Source organism: Actinokineospora sp. UTMC 2448, from assembly GCF_024760565.1.
Taxonomy (GTDB): Bacteria; Actinomycetota; Actinomycetes; order Mycobacteriales; family Pseudonocardiaceae; genus Actinokineospora; species Actinokineospora fastidiosa.
This window is the reverse complement of the sequence record NZ_CP031087.1, coordinates 5,445,729-5,460,625: the sequence shown is the minus strand read 5'-3', so window position 1 is coordinate 5,460,625 and position 14,897 is coordinate 5,445,729. Positions and strand designations below refer to the sequence as shown.

The following is a 14,897-nucleotide window of genomic DNA, read 5'->3' as shown; positions in this document are numbered from 1 at the left end:
TGGCTGGGCGTCAGTGGTTGTGAGAAGGCGGGCGTGCGGTCTGGTGCTGGAGCGTGGGACGCGTGCGGCTAGTTCGGTGTGGACGGTTCTTGGCGGTGCCATCTGCGGCGGTGGGCGGTGTTTGCCTCGGCGGCGTGGGTGATGGCGGTTGGGGCGACAGGGTCGGCGGCCCACTCCCACAAAGTTCTGGCGACGCCGTCGACGAAGTGGCGGCCGTGGGGGGTGAGGTCGGTGCCGGACAGGAGGGTGCAGGCGGCCGACAGGGCCGCTGAGCGCCATCGGGCGTACTCGTTCTCCGCGCGCGTGCCACCCCCCAGTGCCCGCCTCCGCCGCCAGAAGCCCGTGACGCCGAGGAAGGCGTAGACGCCGTGGAGCAGCCCCGCGACCGGGCGGGGGTCCTCGCGCCATGGGGCGTAGTAGCGCGTCCGGCTCGTGGTCGTCAGCGGGTGCATGTCCATCACCGCGGCGAGTTTGGCGTGCTGGAGTTCGTGGACGAGGGTGGCAGCCAGGGTCTCGGGATCGGTGTTGAACGTCAGGAAGACGCACCCCAGCGCGTCCGTGACGGTGGAGCTGTTGGCCTTGTCGTCGTGGGCCGCCATGGGCGCCAGCGTGGTGATCATCGCGCCGAGTTCGGCCGCCGCGCCGGGATCGGTGCGCCGCAGTACCCGCCACGCCGCGCGGAGCAGTGGTGTCCACGCGGCCACATCGACAGTCGGGGACTGCTCCAACGCGGGCAACAACGACGGCGGCAGCCGGGTGATGGTGAACTCCACCCCGTCCAGCGAGACCACCGGCGCGCGCTCCCACGCCAACCGATCGGTGCTGACCGGCCCGACGACAGGCGCGGTGAGCCACCCCAGCGACGGCAGGAACCCGGTGGGAGTCCGGGGGAAGTCCACGGTGACCGAGACACCCGCCCGGATGGCGGCCGCGGCGGCCACGAACGCCAGGTCGGCGGGCCGCCCCGAGCGACGGCCCGCGACCGCCGCCGCCCACGCGCCCACCGCCGGGTCGTCGAGCACCCGGTCGACCGCCGCCGGGGCACGGCGGCGCAACGCGGCCAGCGTCCGCCACGCGCGATCAGCGCGCGGATCGCGGCCGAGGACGTCGGCGATGAACATCAGCGTCGTGCTGCGCCGCGCGCGGACCAGCAGGCGCGCCAGGTCCGGGCCGCCCCCGCCGCGGGCGAGCGCGTCGAGGTCGTCGGGGCCGAGCGCGATCAGCGGGATGGTCACCGCGGTCCGCCCAGGCCCGCGGCGATGCGGGAGCGCACGTGCGTGGTGAACCGCAACAGGTCCGGGCAGTACACCGACGGGTTGTCGAACCCGGTGCCCGGCGCGTACCGGTGCGCGGGCTGACCGCCGCCGCAGACCGCGAAGACCGGGCAGGCGACACAGGTCGACGACGGCGGGCTCACGGGCAGCGGCAGGACGGCGTCCAGCGGGTCGGTGTGCACGCTCAACCCGGTCGCCCCCGCGCCGGGATACGCCACCGCCAGGATGTCCGAGCGTTCCAGCGTGCCGTCGGTCTCGATCACCACCTGCGGCGACGCGTCCGTGCCCAGGCCCTCGACCAGGGAGCCGCCGCCCAGCCAGAGCGCGGTGACCGCGTCGAAGAACCGCACGCCCGGACCAGGATCGGCGTACCAGTGGTCGAACACGGCGATCAGCCAGTCGGCGTAGGGGGTGCCGCCGCCCGCGCGCCCCGGCGGCGGCGCGGCCCAGGTCCCGTGCGGCAGCAGGAAATCGATCGCGGGCGGGTCGAACGCGGCCAGCGCCCTGTAGGTGTCGACCGGGTCGTTGGCCAGGTCGACCACGCACAGCAGCCCGGCGAACAGGTCGCGGAACTCCGGGCCGGACACCAGGTCGACGGCCGCGCGCACCCGGTCGTGGCTGCCCCGCCCGCGCGCGGTCCTGCGGTGCCGGTCGTGCGCGGCCGCGTCGCCGTCCACGCTGATCCCGACCCGGATGCCGTGCTCGCCGAATAGTTCGAGAAACGCGCGGTCGAGCCGCATCCCGTTCGTCTGCGCGGTGATCCGGACGGCCGCCGGGATCCGCGCGCGGGCATCGGCGGCCAGGAAGTCGATGAATGCCGGTCCGGCCAATAGCGGTTCCCCGCCGTGGAGCACGATTTCCACGGAGTCGAGCGCGTGGGCGCGCACGTGCTCGGCGATGCGGGTGACGGCGGCCGCTGCCGTCTCGGCCGACATCGCCGGGGGCCGCCCGCGCCAGCGCTGGTCGGCCCCGGTGAAGACGTAGCAGTAGTCGCAGGCCAGATCGCAGCGGCCGTGCACCTTCATGACGAACTGCCGCAGCGCGCCGGTCACCGTGTCCCCTCCGCGGCGCGGCTGGACAATTCCGCGCCTGCCTCTTCCATGAAACAGCGCCGACACCGAACCCGCAGTCGGCCGAACGGGGTATTTGACGCCCGACTCGCGGAAAGCGCTAGAATCGGATTACGCGCGTGTTCAAGCTATTGGACAAAAAGAGGACAGATGACGTCGAAGAACGCGACACCGCCCCCCGAACCCGGCGATGTCGGGGGCCTGCTCGACGTGAGCGGCATCGATCTCGACGCCATCGCCGCGCTGCCGGATCCGGTGCTGCGCAACGCTCTGCGCCGCGTGCTGGCGAGCCGGGCCGCCCTGCCGGACCGCTTCGCCGCATTCCAGAGCTCCCTCTAGGCCGCTTGCGCCGATCGAGTGATTCACCAGGCCCCCTCCGCACGATTCGGGAGGCGGCGCGATAGGAAGTGGGAGGCACGACGGGGTGATGGTGAGCGAGATGGGCGGTCGGCCGATGGCAACCGGTCAAACGAGAGTTTCCGTCGTTTTCCCCGCGTCCGCCCGCAGCGACCACGTCGACATCGCCGCCAACCTCGCCGCCGTCCTGGCCTGCGGCGGCAGGCGGGTGCTGGTGGTCGACTTCGCGGGCGGCGACCGCCGGGTCCGCGACTACCTCTCGGTGTTCCCCGCCGAGGTGACCGCGTGCCCGGACCGGCTGCGCATCGCGGTCCGCGAGATCACCGCCGACCGGTCCGCCGTGCTCGGCGAGGTGCGCCGGTTCGACCTGCCGGGCGACCAGGTCGGCGCGGTCTCGTCGCTGAACGTCGGCGCCACCCAGCAACGGCTCGACCTCGCGCGCGCCGACCCCGAGGCCGTCGCCGCGCTGCGCAGCCGCCTGCTCGACAGCGGCTACGACGACGTGCTCGTCGTGCTGCCCGAGACCGACGCGGGCGCCCGCGCCGAGACGATGGCGGGCATCCTCGCCGACGCGGTCCTGCTCGCCTTCGGCCCCAGCGAGCGCGCCGTGGCCAGGGCCGTCGACGTCGCCGCCCGCATCCGCAAGGCCACCCCGATCCAGGTGGACGTGCTGCCGGTGCTGGCCAGGGTGCCCGCGACCGACCGGTCGTCGCCGCTGATCGCCCGCGTGCGCTCCGACGCCAACGGCATGTTCGCCGTGCTGTTCGCCGAGCAGGCCGAGCGCGTGCCGAACCAGTCCTGCGCCGAACTGCCGCTCATGGCCTACGCCGAGTCGTCGCCGATCCTCTCGGTCGTCGCCGAGGACGCCGGGACGCCGCTGTGGCGCGAGTACGCCCGGCTCGCCACCTGGCTCACCGGCCGCGTCGGCTGGCTGGCTATGGCCCCGCACATCCGCGCCGGGTACCGGTGGTCGTGCGGGCTGGACAGCGACCCGGACACGCGCCCGGTGGTCATCGCCGACCTGCCCGGCACCCGCGAGTGGGTGCCCTGGGTGCGCACGCAGATCATCCGCGCGGGCGGGACGGTCGTCGACGCGGCCGACGCCCCGGCGGGCGTGCCGGTGCTGCTGCTGCACCGCGACGACGAGGACGAGTTCGCCGTGCCCGCCGAGGCGGGCGCGCCGGAGGCGACGCTGGTCCCGGTGGCCGTCCCCGACCGCGACGACGACGGCGGGCCGGACGCGTTCGCGGGCGCGGCGAGCCAGGCCGAGGCCTTCCGCACCCGGCTGCTGTCCGCGCTCGGCTTCGTCGGCCCGAGCCGGTTCCCCGAGCGCGCGCCCACCCGCTTCCCGTGGTCCACCCCGATGAACCGGCACCTGCCGGTGACCGGCGACCTGCCGGGGGTCGACGACCCGGACCTCGCCGCGCTGCGGGCCGCCCTCGTGCTGCCCACCGGCCGCCGCACCATCGCGCTCGTGCACGGCGGCGCGGGCACCGGCAAGAGCACGCTCGCCCGCGCCTACGCCGAGCACTACGCCTGGGACTACCAGGGCGTCTGGTGGCTGTCCTCAAGGGACCGCCGGTCGCTGCTGCAGTCGGTGGCCGCGCTCGCCGAGGTGGTGCTGCCCGGCGACAGCGTGGCCCGCCAGTACGGCAGCACGCGGTCGCTCACCGCGGTGACCGCGCCGCGCAACTGCCGGTTCCTGCTGGTCTACGACGGCTGCGACGACCTCGACGTGCTCGCCGACGGGCTGCTGCCCGCCGAGGACGGCGACGTCCACGTGCTGGTCACCTCGCGCGCGCCCAGCGGCTCGGTGCCCATCGACCACCAGATCGAGCTCACCGCGCTGCGCCCGGAGCAGTCGGTCGCCCGGCTCACCGAGCGCGTGCCCGACCTCAATCCCGCCGCCGCTGCCGAGGTCGGCGCCGCGCTGGGCCACAGGCCGCTGGCCGTGCGGCTGGCGGGCGCCTGGCTGGACGAGGCAGGCGCGCGGCTGCGCGAAGCAGGCCACGACGCGGTGAGCGCCGCCAGGACCGCGCAGGCCGAACTGCTCGCCGCGCTGGCCGAGCGGGACGGCGACGACCCGGTCAGCGCCATCGTCGCGGTCGTCGTCGACACCCTGCTCTCCCCGGAACTCGACGCCGCGACCGGCGGCACCGGCCTCGGCGAGGTCACCGTGCTGCTGGCCCGGTGCTTCACCGCGTTGGCCTCCAACGGGATCGGCCTGGAGTTCATCCAGTCCCGGGAACTGGTCGGGGCGCTCGCGGGCAGGCTGGGCCGCGCCGCGCCGCGGCTGCTGGTCGACACCGCCGACATCGACCGCGCGCTGCGCCTGGGCGAGCGGTACGGCCTGCTGACGGTCGACTGGGGCCTGAGCGGCGTGGTGCGCGTCAACCGCGCGATCACCGCGGCGCTGATCGCGCTGGCCGAGCCGGAGGAGGCGGCCGCGATCGCCGCGATGGTCCTGTCCGCGCTGGCCGAGTTCGCGCCCACCGAGAGCGCGCCGGAGTCGCTGCGCCAGCGGTTCCGGCTGCTCATCTGGCACGTCGAGCCGTCGGGGGCGCTGCACAGCACCGACGACCAGGTCCGCCGCTGGCTGGTCAACCAGGTCCGCTACCTCTACGAGCAGGACATCAAGGCCATCTCCGAGGAGACGCTGGTCCACGGCGAGCGGCTGCTCGCCGCGTGGGAGCAGGCGGGCATCCCGGCCGACGACCCGCTGCGGCTGCGGCTGATCGTGCAGCTGGCCAACCTGGCCAGGGCGCTCGGCGACCGCGACCGGGCGCGCAAGCTGGACGTCGAGGCGCTCGACCTCCAGAGCGACGTCCACCAGGCCCCCACGCCCGCCGCGCTCGCCGCAGCGCGCGGCCTCGGCGGCGACGACCGCGGCCTCGGCCGCTACCTCGACGCGCTGGCCACCGACCAGCTCGTGTGGGCGGGCAAGGTCAGGGAGCTGGGCGAGGACCACCCGCAGACCCGCAGCGCGGCCAACAATCTCGCCACGTCGCTGTACCTGTCGGGCAACACGCAGCGCGCGCTCGCCGTCGAGCGGCAGAACCACAGCCGGGTGGTGCGCCTCTTCGGCGAGCACCACGAGCGCACCGACTGGTCCGCCGTGCGGATCGCCACCTACCAGCGCGACCTCGGCCTCGGCGACTCCCGCGCGCGGCTGGCGAACCTGGTCTCCGCGCTGCGGGGCAGGCCGGGCCGCGAGCGGCTGACGCTGATCGCGCAGTGGCAGTGGAGCATAGAGCTGCGCGACACCGGCGAGCTGCGCACCGCGACGACCATCATCACCGAGGCGCTGGACGGGTTCCGCGCGCTGCTGCCGGACGGGCACCCCGACATCACCGCCGCGATGCTGACCAGCGCGTCCATCACCCGCCGGTCCGGGCACCTGCCGGGGCAGGCCGAGGAGATGGCGCAGGCCGCGGTCGCCCGCCTCGACCACCGCGACTTCGACGAGGCGCACCCGATCCGCGCCCTGGCCGGGCTCGGCCTCGGCCTGGCCACCGCGGCCGCGGGCGACCACGCCGCGGGCACGGAGGCGGTCGCCCGCGCCTACGATTCCCTGCTCTCGCGCTTCGACCGCGCCCACCCGTGGTCCCTGGCCGCGGCCATCGACCTCGCCGTGCTGCACGCGTCGGCGGGCGACCTGGCGACCGCGGCGTCGCTGACCGAGGAAGCGTTGGAGGACCTGCTGGACACGGTCGGCCCCACCCACCCGTACGTCGCCATCGCCGGGCACAACCTCGGTCTGGCCAGGGAGGGCGCGCAGCGGACCTGGAGGGAGATCGATGTCGACATCCCGCACACCTGACCGGGAGACCTGGGTCAGCCCGAGGGTGGACGCCGACGACGCCTACCTGGCGTCGGTGCGCGAGGCGTGCGAGGAGACCGCGTCCCGGCTGCCCGCGCTGTGCTACCTGGCGTACCTGCGCAACGGCGTCCCGCTGGTCCGGCTCGGCCGGGGCGAGGCGGGCGACGTCAGCGGCGGGACCGGCATGGCGAGCGCGTTCACCGTGCTGGCCAGGCAGATGGCCTACCACGTCCGCACCCTCGACGAGGACCTGCAGAAGGCCCGCACGGGCAGGCTCATCCGCACGGTCCTGCACACCGACGCGCACGCCCTCTTCTACGACATGGTCCGCCCCGGCGAGGAGTTCCTCGGCGTGGTCGAACAGCCCGACGCGGTGCGCGCCGGCGACGAGGCCGTCGCCGAGCTGGCGGGCGCCTTCCGCGCCAGGGCCCGGCTCACCTCGGCCAACTACGGCTCCTTCGCCTGCCCCCACCCCGGGCCGCCGCCCGAGGTGCCCGCCGACGGCACCGTCCAGGACCGGCTCCGCGCGGTCGTGCGCCCCGACGGCCTGCACTTCGCGTCCTATTGGGTCAACGGCAGGCGCGAGGAGATCGAGCACTGCTTCTCCCACCCCGGGCTCACCGCGCCCGTCGTCGTGGACGCCGACGCCGAGATCAGCCCCCGGCAGCGCCTCGACTTCCACCTCGCCTTCGCGCGCAGGCTCAAATCCCTCGCCACCGACCTCAAACTGACCTCCGGCGGCGCGTTGAAGGGCAGGCTCAACCGCATCGTGCTCGATGTGGAGGCGGGCGCGGTGTTCTACGCGCGCCTGCCCGCCCAGCGCTACCTCACCGCGGTGACCCTCGACCAGTCCATGGTGTCCCTGGCCGACGACATCGTCGTCCGCCTCGCCCAGACCCTGTGGGAGCCGAACGGGGACAACGGGTGACATGAACGGGGCCCTGCGCGCAGCCCTGCTGCTGACCACCGCCGCCGCTGGCTGGTTCATCGCGGACTGGTTCGGGCTGCACGACGTCACCGGCTCCGCCGTCTACGCCTGGCTGATCACCGCACTGCTCGGCACCGGCCTCTACGCCGCCGCGTACGGCATCGATCTGCAGGAGGCGCGCACCCACCTGCGCACGGTCATCCTCGCCGTCACCGTCGGCGTCATGGCGAAGGTCGCCGTGATCGCCACCGTCATGGTGGTGTTCTTCGGCGACTCGCGGATGATCCTGCTGGCCGTCGCCGTCGCGCAGATCGATCCGCTGTCCGTGGCCGCGCTGCGCCACCGCAGCAAGCTCTCGCCCGCGGCGTCGTCGCTGCTGTCCGCGTGGGCGTCCTTCGACGACCCGATCACCGTGCTGCTGACGGCCTACCTGGCAGCGTTCGTCCTGCAGGGCGAGGGCGACGCCGGGCTGGGCGCGCTCGACACCGGGCTCCTGCCGTTCCTGGCCAACCTGGGCCTCAACCTGCTGTTCGCCGCGCTGGCCTTCGTCCTGTGGCGCGCCTACGAGTCCCGCTGGCGCGCGCGGGTCCCCAAGACCGCGGTGCGGCGGCGGTGGGCGGTCGTCGCCGCGGTCGTCGTCGTGCTGGCCCTGGCCACGGTCGCGGTGTCGTACGCGCTGCTGCTCTCGCTGGCGTTCATCGGCCTGTTCGTCCGCCCGAGGATCGCCTCGGCCATCGACCGGATCGCGACCGCCGCGCTGTACGCCGCCACGTTCGCGATCGGCATGGTGGTCGTGGTCGACCGGCCGACGGCGCTCGCGGGCATCGTGTTGGGCGCCGCCGCCTTCTTCGCGCAGTTCCTGATAGCCCTGCTGCTGCCCGCGCGCGGGCTCTCCGCCGCCGACCGGATGGGCCTGGCCTTCGCGCAGCAGAACGGGTTGACCGCGATCGTGCTGGCCCTGCTGCTCGAACCGCTCTACCCGGGCGCGGCCGGGACCATCGCCTTCGCCGTCGTCGTCATCAACGTGCTGCACGGGGTGGCGAACGCGGTCCGCCGCGCGGAGGACGAGCCGGTCAGGCCCGTTCGCTTGCCGCGTCCAGAGCCGCGTCCCTGACCTTGGCAGCGAACCCGGTCAGCGTGCCGATCGCCTGCTCGACCGCGGTGCTCGCGCCGATGGCAGGCACCGGCGCGTCGGCCACCGCGGCCAGCGGCGCGAGGTCCGACAGCGGCACCCAGTCCTCCATCGCCTGGTAGGTCTCGCAGATCGCGGCCAGCGCATGGTCGTCGCCGGACTCGTGGAACCACCGGGCCAGCCGGACGCGGAACCCGTGCAGGAACACGCCCATCACCGCAGCCGCGCCGATGGCCTGCCGGGCCGCGGGCTCGAAGAACCGGGACCGGAACGCCGCGGCCGAGTCGTAGCCGCCGCGGTCGAACGCCGCGCGCACCCTCGGCTCGATCGCCAGCAGCGCGGACAGCCGGTCCTCGGCCAGGGTGAACAGGTCGGCCACCGGGTCGGGCAGCTCGTCCGCGCGCGGCTCGGGCCGCGCGGGCGCGAGGTAGGCGGCGATCTCCTGGGCGATGGCCCTGGGGTTCAGCTCGCGGCCGTGCGCCCCGGTGGCCAGCATCGCCTTGATCTCGTCGAGCGTGCGGGACACGTGCGCCAGCGCGCCCTGCCCCGGGTGCACCGGCACGGGGCCAGCCGACAGCGCGGCGGTGAGGTCGGCCTGGAAGGTCGTGCGGCGCACGATCGGCTCGGCGTGCAGCACCTGCCGCACGGCCACGAGCGCGGAGTTGCTCGGCGTGCCGACCGTGACCAGCGCGATGGGCCGGTTCTCCTCGGTCCCGCGCACCGCGGCGACCCAGTCGACGAACCGCCGGATCTCCGTGTCCGACAACAGCGAACGGGCCACCAGCACGGCGAAGTCCCCGTCGCGGTGGCCGGACTCGACGCGGAACTCCGCCCACGCGTGCGGGTCCAGCGCCAGCGTCTGCTCCTGCCGGATCGGCCAGCCGTGCTGCGCGGCGACCATCCTGATCTCGTCGACCACGGTGTCGAACGTCGGCGGGGTGAGCAGGCTGGCAGCCTGGTACAGCACGTCGTGGGTGATCTCGGGCAGCTCGGTGGGGCCCGCGTCCGGGTGGCCAGCGCCCGCCAGCGCGAACGCCCGGTGCAGCAGCCGCACGACCTGGCGCGGGTTGCCCCTGGTGAAGTCGCGGATGGTGCGCTGGGCGTGCTCGGCGAACGGCGCGAACCGCCGCTCGCCGAAGGTCCGCTCGTGCGAGCGCAGGATGAACTCGATGATGTCGTTCTCGGTGAACCCGCCGAGCTCCACGTGCACGCCGACGCGCTCGCGCACCTTCGGGCTCAGGCTCTCCATCAGGTCCGGCAGCCCGCACAGGATGAAGCACGCGCCGGACCGCTTCGCCGTCTCCAGCAGGACGCGGAACGCCTCCATCAGCCGCTCGCGCGGAGTGTCGCTGCGGGCGAAGATGTCGCTCATCTCGTCGACGGCCAGCACGAACTTCTGGTCGCGGCCGCCGAGGACCAGCGCGAGCACGCCGAGGGCGTCCAGCGCGGCGAGGTCGTTGTCGATGCGGTGCTGCACGCGCCGGTTGCGCAGCGCCACCGGGGGCTCGGCGCCGTTCAGCCACTCCCACACCGGGTCGGCCAGCCGCTTGTCGCGCATCAGCAGGGACAGCGCGGTCGTGAAGTCGGCGTTGTCGGTCACCCGCGCCAGGTTCTCGTGCACGCGCCGGTTGACCACGCTGGAGAGCACGTCGTACTCGCGCTCGACCTCGCTGGTGTCCGCGCGGCCCGCCAGCCCGGCGTGCGGCACGTCGTTGGCGGCGAGCTCGGCCTGCACGGCGTCGGCGTAGTACTGGCTGACCTGGCGGACCAGCTCGTCCTTGGTCACCGCCTTGAGGAAGTTGCGGAACAGCGCGAGGAACCCGTCCTCGCCCGCCACGACGTAGAGCGCGCGGCCCGGCTCGCCGATCGCGGCGAGCGCCTCGTCCACCATCCGGACGAGCAGGTGCGTCTTCCCGGTGCCGTAATCGCCGGAAACCACGATCGTGGTGCCGTTGCCGCGGTGGCCGTCCTCCCCGGCGAGATAGGCGCGCAGGGGCGCGAGGACGCGCTGCTGCGCGGCGGTGTCGACGTTGGTCTCGACGCCGTTGGGGTCGCGGCCGATGAGCGCGGTGTCCGCGACCGCCGTCGAGCGGAACGGATTCCTGCGCAACGCGTGCCCGCCGGTGCTCATCTCAACCGCCCTCGCCGTCGAATCATGGGCCCAGTGCCCCCGCGAAATCGCCGTCGGTCACGACGTCGTCCTCGGTGTAGTCCGTGTTCGTGTCCAGCCGGGCCTGATACGCCCTGAAGCACAACTCCTGCACCCGGCGGATGGAGTTGGAGTGGTCGGCGAGGTACGCCAGGCCGGACTTGTCCACGCTCGGGAAGATACCGGTCGCCGCGCATCTGGTCAGTCGATCGGCGATAAACGCCCGGATCTCGTCAGCGGTGATTCGCTGCACCGAGACAATCACCGGCGGTGCGGAATCGGAGGGAATCCGGTACCGCAAGTGGTCGAGATGCTCACGTTGGAGTGAACTCGTCTCGGTCACGAAGACCACGCCGGGGCTGGTCGCGGAGTAGGCGTAGCTGGTGATCTCGTCGACGAGGTCGCCCGGGGTCGGCAGGTGCACGATCACGGCCGTGTTCGGCTTGAGCGACTCGGGCAGTCGGCGCAATGCCCACAGATGCCCTTTTTCCCGCCCGGCTTTGTCCAGGCCGTCCAATTCGCCGTTGTAGAGCACTCCTCGGGAGTCGAGGACGTGGAACAGCTCGTTGCAGACCGTTTTGATGCGCTCTTGGATCGAGAGCTGGTTGACCTGGTCGAACGGCGAGGGCAGCAGCCGGTCCAGGTTCTCGACGACCACCCGCTCGACGACGCCGTCGAGCGTCTTGAGCATGTGGTGGACGCAGCGATTCACCACCGCCGTCTTTCCGCAGCCGGAATCGCCGACGACGAGCAGGAAGCCACCGCGGGCGGTGACCGCCGCGACGTCGAACCCGGTCCGGAACGCCTGGTAGGCGGCATGGCTGCCGCACACGTCGACGTACAAGTCGTCCTGGCTGTGGTCCTCGTGCGGCCGCAGCACCTTGACCAGGCCGAACTCGACGCCGGGGAGCGCGAACGGGTTCATCGGCACGCGGATCATGCGCTCACCCGGTCCGGGTTGCGCCGCCTCGGCCGCAGCAGCCCCGCCGCGATCCGCTGGACCCCGGCGTGCAGCTCGGCGACGACCCCGCGCACCGCCTTGGCGCGGGCGTCCTTGTCGGCGTTCCAGCCCGAGGTCAGCTCGTCCATCCCGAGGTCGCCCGCGGTCAGCCGCTCGTGGCAGTCCGCGGCCAGCCGCCAGTCCGGGTACTCGGCCCTGGTCTCGGCGAGCCTGCCGACCAGGGCGCCGTGGGCCGCGCGCAGCCGTTCGACCGGCCGGTCCCCGGCCAGCACGTGGGTGTAGTGCCGGGCGGCCGCGTCGAACTCGGCCAGCGCCGCGCGCAGGGCGTCGGCCTGCCTGCGGCGCAGCATCCGGCGCTCCTGGCCGAGCGCGGCGAAGTAGGCCAGCAGCGCGCCGACGAGCGCGGTGAGGAACGGGAGGGCGTCGGCGAACGCGCTCGGCTGCGGCTTCGCCGCCTCGTACAGCGCCTCGCAGGTCTCCTCGAACGCCGCCGCGTCCCGCCCGCGCCATGCGGCGATGTCAGCGAGCGCAGCGGTGTCGGCAGCCTTGCCCAGCGCGACCGCGGCCTCGCGCAGCGCGTCCCGCTGGTCCTTGCCGAGGCAGTAGACGATCTGCGCGTCGTCGATGGCGGCCGCGGGCAGGGGAGCGGCCAGGCAGAGGGACGCGACGGTCGCCGCCACCGCGACCCGGCGCGGCCACCGGCCCTCTGCGCGGTCCACCATCACCCCCGCTGCCCCGACGTACGGCGATCAACTCTACCGATACGACGGTCGGGGTTCCGGCACGATCGTTACGGCGGCCACCCGATCGGCGTAGCTCATCCGGCCAGCGCCACCCGCACGGCGTCGATGGACTCGACCGTCGTGGAGGCGTGCGGCGAGAGCCGGATGTGCCCCGGCCGGACCGTCGCGGCGACGCCGTGCTCCCGGAGCGCGGCCCCCGCGCGCGGGATGTCCGGCATCGCGAACGACAGGACCGTGGTCGCCTGCGACAGGACCCGTCCGCCCGCCGACCGGACCACGTCGCCGAGCCTGCCCACCCGCTCGGCGATGCGGGCCTCGATCGCGGCCACCCCGACGCCCTCGACGAGTTCCAGCGCCGCGGCGAGCGCGCCAGCGGCGAACGGGCTGAGGTGGGTGATCTTCCAGCGTGCGGCCGTGTCCGCGGGCTCGCGGATCTCGTTGTCGAACACCATCGGGTCCCGCGCGCCCGCCCAACTGGCCACCAGGGGCCGCAGCCGCTCCAGCGCGGCGTCGGAGAGGACGCCGAAGCCGGTGCCCCAGCCCGCGCGCAGCCACTTCTGCCCGCCCGCCACGAGGACGTCGGCGGCCTCCCACGCGGCCGTGACCGCGCCGAACCCCTGGATGGCGTCGACGATGAGCAGCCGGTCGCCGACGATCTCCCTGACCGCGGCGAGGTCCATCCGGTAGCCGGTGCGGAAGTCCACCGCCGCCACCGTCACCGCCGCCGTCTCCGGGGTGAGCGCGGCGGCGATGGCGTCGGGGGTCGCGGGTCCGGTCAGCCAGTCCACCTTGACCAGTCCGGCCTGCTCGGCCTTCACCCACGGATAGGTGTTGGCCGGGAAGTCCGTCGCGGGCACGAGCACGCGGCCGGAGCAGCCGAACGCGGCCTGCACCAGGCCGAGGCTGGTGTTGGGCAGCACCACGACGTGGTCGGCGTCGGCGCCCACCAGCCGGGCGACCGCGTCGCGGGCCCGGCCGTCCTCGGCCATGAGCGCGTCCACCGTCCCCGGGCCCGCGTGCGCCGCCTGTCGCATCAGCTCGGCCGTGGTGTCGAGCACCGCCCGGCTCGGCGGCCCGAACCGGGCGAAGTCGAGGTAACCGGTCGGCTCGGCGAACTGGGACAGGTAGGCATCCATGGCTCCATTCCTACCGCCCGGTCGGTCAGCGGCGGGCGAAGCGGGGCGTCGGCTCCGTGCGCACGCCCCGGCCAAGGACGGTCGCGGGAAGTCCGCGCAGGCGCGGGAACCGGCGCAGCACCCGCATCGGCAGCGGCAGCCGGTCCGACATCGCGACCTCGACCTCGCCGCGCACCACCGGGCCGATCGCGACCCGGTGCAGGAACCGCTGCATGCCCTGCAGGACCACGGTCGGCAGCAGCCTGCGCCGCCGCACGAGGGCGAGGTCGTCCCCGGTCAGCGAGCCCCGCTTGATCTTGTCCGCCAGCAGGCCCGCCGTCGCGATCGCGTCCTGCACGGCGAGGTTGATGCCGATCCCGCCCACCGGCGACATCGCGTGCGCGGCGTCGCCGATGCACAGCAGACCGTCCACATGCCACCGGTGCAGCCGGTTCAGCTTCACGTCGAGCACCTTGACGTCGTCCCAGGAGTCCAGGGCGTCGACCCGGTCGAGCACCCACGGCGTGCCGACGCCGAGCTGGCGGACGATGTCGGCCACCTCGCCGCGGCGCGCGGCCCGGTCGGTGCCCTTGCCGATCAGCACGGCGCACTGCCAGTACTCGCCCCGGTCGATCATCACGGCCGCGCGGGCCGCGGTGATGTTGCCCACGATCCCCGACGGGTCGGTCTCGTGGCGCGGTAGCCGGAACCACCAGACGTCCATCGGGGTCGCCCACTCCTTCGGCGTCAGCCCGGCGGACGCGCGCAGCAGCGACGAACGGCCGTCGCAGGCGACCGTCAGGTCCGCCCGGATCTCGCCGGCGTCCCCCGCCGCGGTCCGGTACGTCACGCCGACCACGCGGCCGCCCTCGCGCAGCAGCCCCGTCGCCTCGGTCTCCATGCGCAGGCGGAACGCAGGCTCGTCCTCCGCGGCGCGCTTGAGCAGGTCGAGGAAGTCCCACTGCGGCACCATCGCGATGTACGGGTGCCTGCCCTTCAGCTGCGACAGATCGCCGATCTGCACGATCTGGCCCTGGTACGGCAGCCCGACCGTGTCGATGTGCCGCTGCGGGATCTTCGCGAACTCCTCGCCGAGGCCCAGGTCGTCGAGCAGGTCGAGGGTCGGCGGGTGCACGGTGTCGCCGCGGAAGTCGCGCAGGAAGTCCGCGTGCTTCTCCAACACCGTCACCTCGATGCCCGCGCGCGCCAGCAGCAGTCCGAGCACCATCCCCGCCGGTCCGCCCCCGACCACGCACACCGTCGTCCGGTCCATGATCCCCCTCCTCAGTTTTTCAACGGTGGTTGAATAACTACAGGATGCACCCGGACGCCGAAGTGGTCAAGCGGC

10 protein-coding genes and 1 pseudogene are annotated in these 14,897 nt (G+C 73.6%); 4 read left to right on the top strand and 7 right to left on the bottom strand.

Annotation, left to right across the window (positions count from 1 at the left end):
* Window positions 1–68: 68 nt before the first annotated feature.
* On the bottom strand, window positions 69–1,235 hold the full coding sequence (locus Actkin_RS24915) for an aKG-HExxH-type peptide beta-hydroxylase (protein ID WP_258904448.1): 1,167 nt from the start codon (window positions 1,233–1,235) through the stop codon (window positions 69–71).
* Complete coding sequence (locus tag Actkin_RS24910; protein ID WP_229787529.1) at window positions 1,232–2,326, bottom strand: FxsB family cyclophane-forming radical SAM/SPASM peptide maturase; 1,095 nt, start codon at window positions 2,324–2,326, stop codon at window positions 1,232–1,234. Before Actkin_RS24910 ends, Actkin_RS24915 begins: the two co-directional genes overlap by 4 nt.
* A gap of 168 nt (window positions 2,327–2,494) precedes the next feature.
* Between Actkin_RS24910 and fxsA the strand changes: the two genes are divergently transcribed.
* From fxsA to Actkin_RS24890, 4 genes are all read left to right on the top strand, one after another.
* Window positions 2,495–2,683, top strand: coding sequence for an FxSxx-COOH cyclophane-containing RiPP peptide (gene fxsA / locus Actkin_RS24905; protein WP_189213410.1), 189 nt, complete (start codon window positions 2,495–2,497; stop codon window positions 2,681–2,683).
* Window positions 2,684–2,798: 115 nt separating this feature from the next.
* Window positions 2,799–6,521, top strand: coding sequence for an FxSxx-COOH system tetratricopeptide repeat protein (fxsT, locus tag Actkin_RS24900; protein WP_258904447.1), 3,723 nt, complete (start codon window positions 2,799–2,801; stop codon window positions 6,519–6,521).
* Window positions 6,499–7,449, top strand: coding sequence for a hypothetical protein (locus Actkin_RS24895; protein ID WP_258904446.1), 951 nt, complete (start codon window positions 6,499–6,501; stop codon window positions 7,447–7,449). Before fxsT ends, Actkin_RS24895 begins: the two co-directional genes overlap by 23 nt.
* Before the next feature lies 1 nt (window position 7,450).
* Window positions 7,451–8,563 carry a cation:proton antiporter gene (locus Actkin_RS24890; RefSeq protein WP_258904445.1) on the top strand — a complete coding sequence of 371 codons (1,113 nt, stop codon included), beginning with the start codon at window positions 7,451–7,453 and terminating at the stop codon, window positions 8,561–8,563.
* Here Actkin_RS24890 and Actkin_RS24885 read toward each other — a convergent pair.
* The 5 genes and pseudogenes from Actkin_RS24885 to Actkin_RS24865 all read right to left on the bottom strand — a co-directional run bounded on the left by Actkin_RS24885 (window position 8,523) and on the right by Actkin_RS24865 (window position 14,822).
* A complete protein-coding gene (locus Actkin_RS24885) occupies window positions 8,523–10,712 on the bottom strand; it encodes a P-loop NTPase family protein (protein WP_258904444.1) in 2,190 nt (729 codons plus the stop codon). The two genes, Actkin_RS24890 and Actkin_RS24885, sit on opposite strands and share 41 nt — an antisense overlap.
* Before the next feature lie 22 nt (window positions 10,713–10,734).
* Complete coding sequence (locus Actkin_RS24880; protein WP_189213405.1) at window positions 10,735–11,670, bottom strand: hypothetical protein; 936 nt, start codon at window positions 11,668–11,670, stop codon at window positions 10,735–10,737.
* The gene (locus Actkin_RS24875; protein WP_258904443.1) at window positions 11,667–12,413 is read right to left on the bottom strand and encodes a hypothetical protein; all 747 of its coding nucleotides are present in this window, start codon (window positions 12,411–12,413) and stop codon (window positions 11,667–11,669) included. The genes Actkin_RS24880 and Actkin_RS24875 overlap by 4 nt, the downstream gene beginning before the upstream one ends.
* A gap of 104 nt (window positions 12,414–12,517) precedes the next feature.
* A pseudogene (locus Actkin_RS24870) lies at window positions 12,518–13,570 on the bottom strand (aminotransferase class V-fold PLP-dependent enzyme); the annotation flags it as partial.
* A 25-nt stretch (window positions 13,571–13,595) separates the two neighbouring features.
* Window positions 13,596–14,822 carry an FAD-dependent oxidoreductase gene (locus Actkin_RS24865; RefSeq protein WP_258904442.1) on the bottom strand — a complete coding sequence of 409 codons (1,227 nt, stop codon included), beginning with the start codon at window positions 14,820–14,822 and terminating at the stop codon, window positions 13,596–13,598.
* Window positions 14,823–14,897 lie beyond the last annotated feature (75 nt).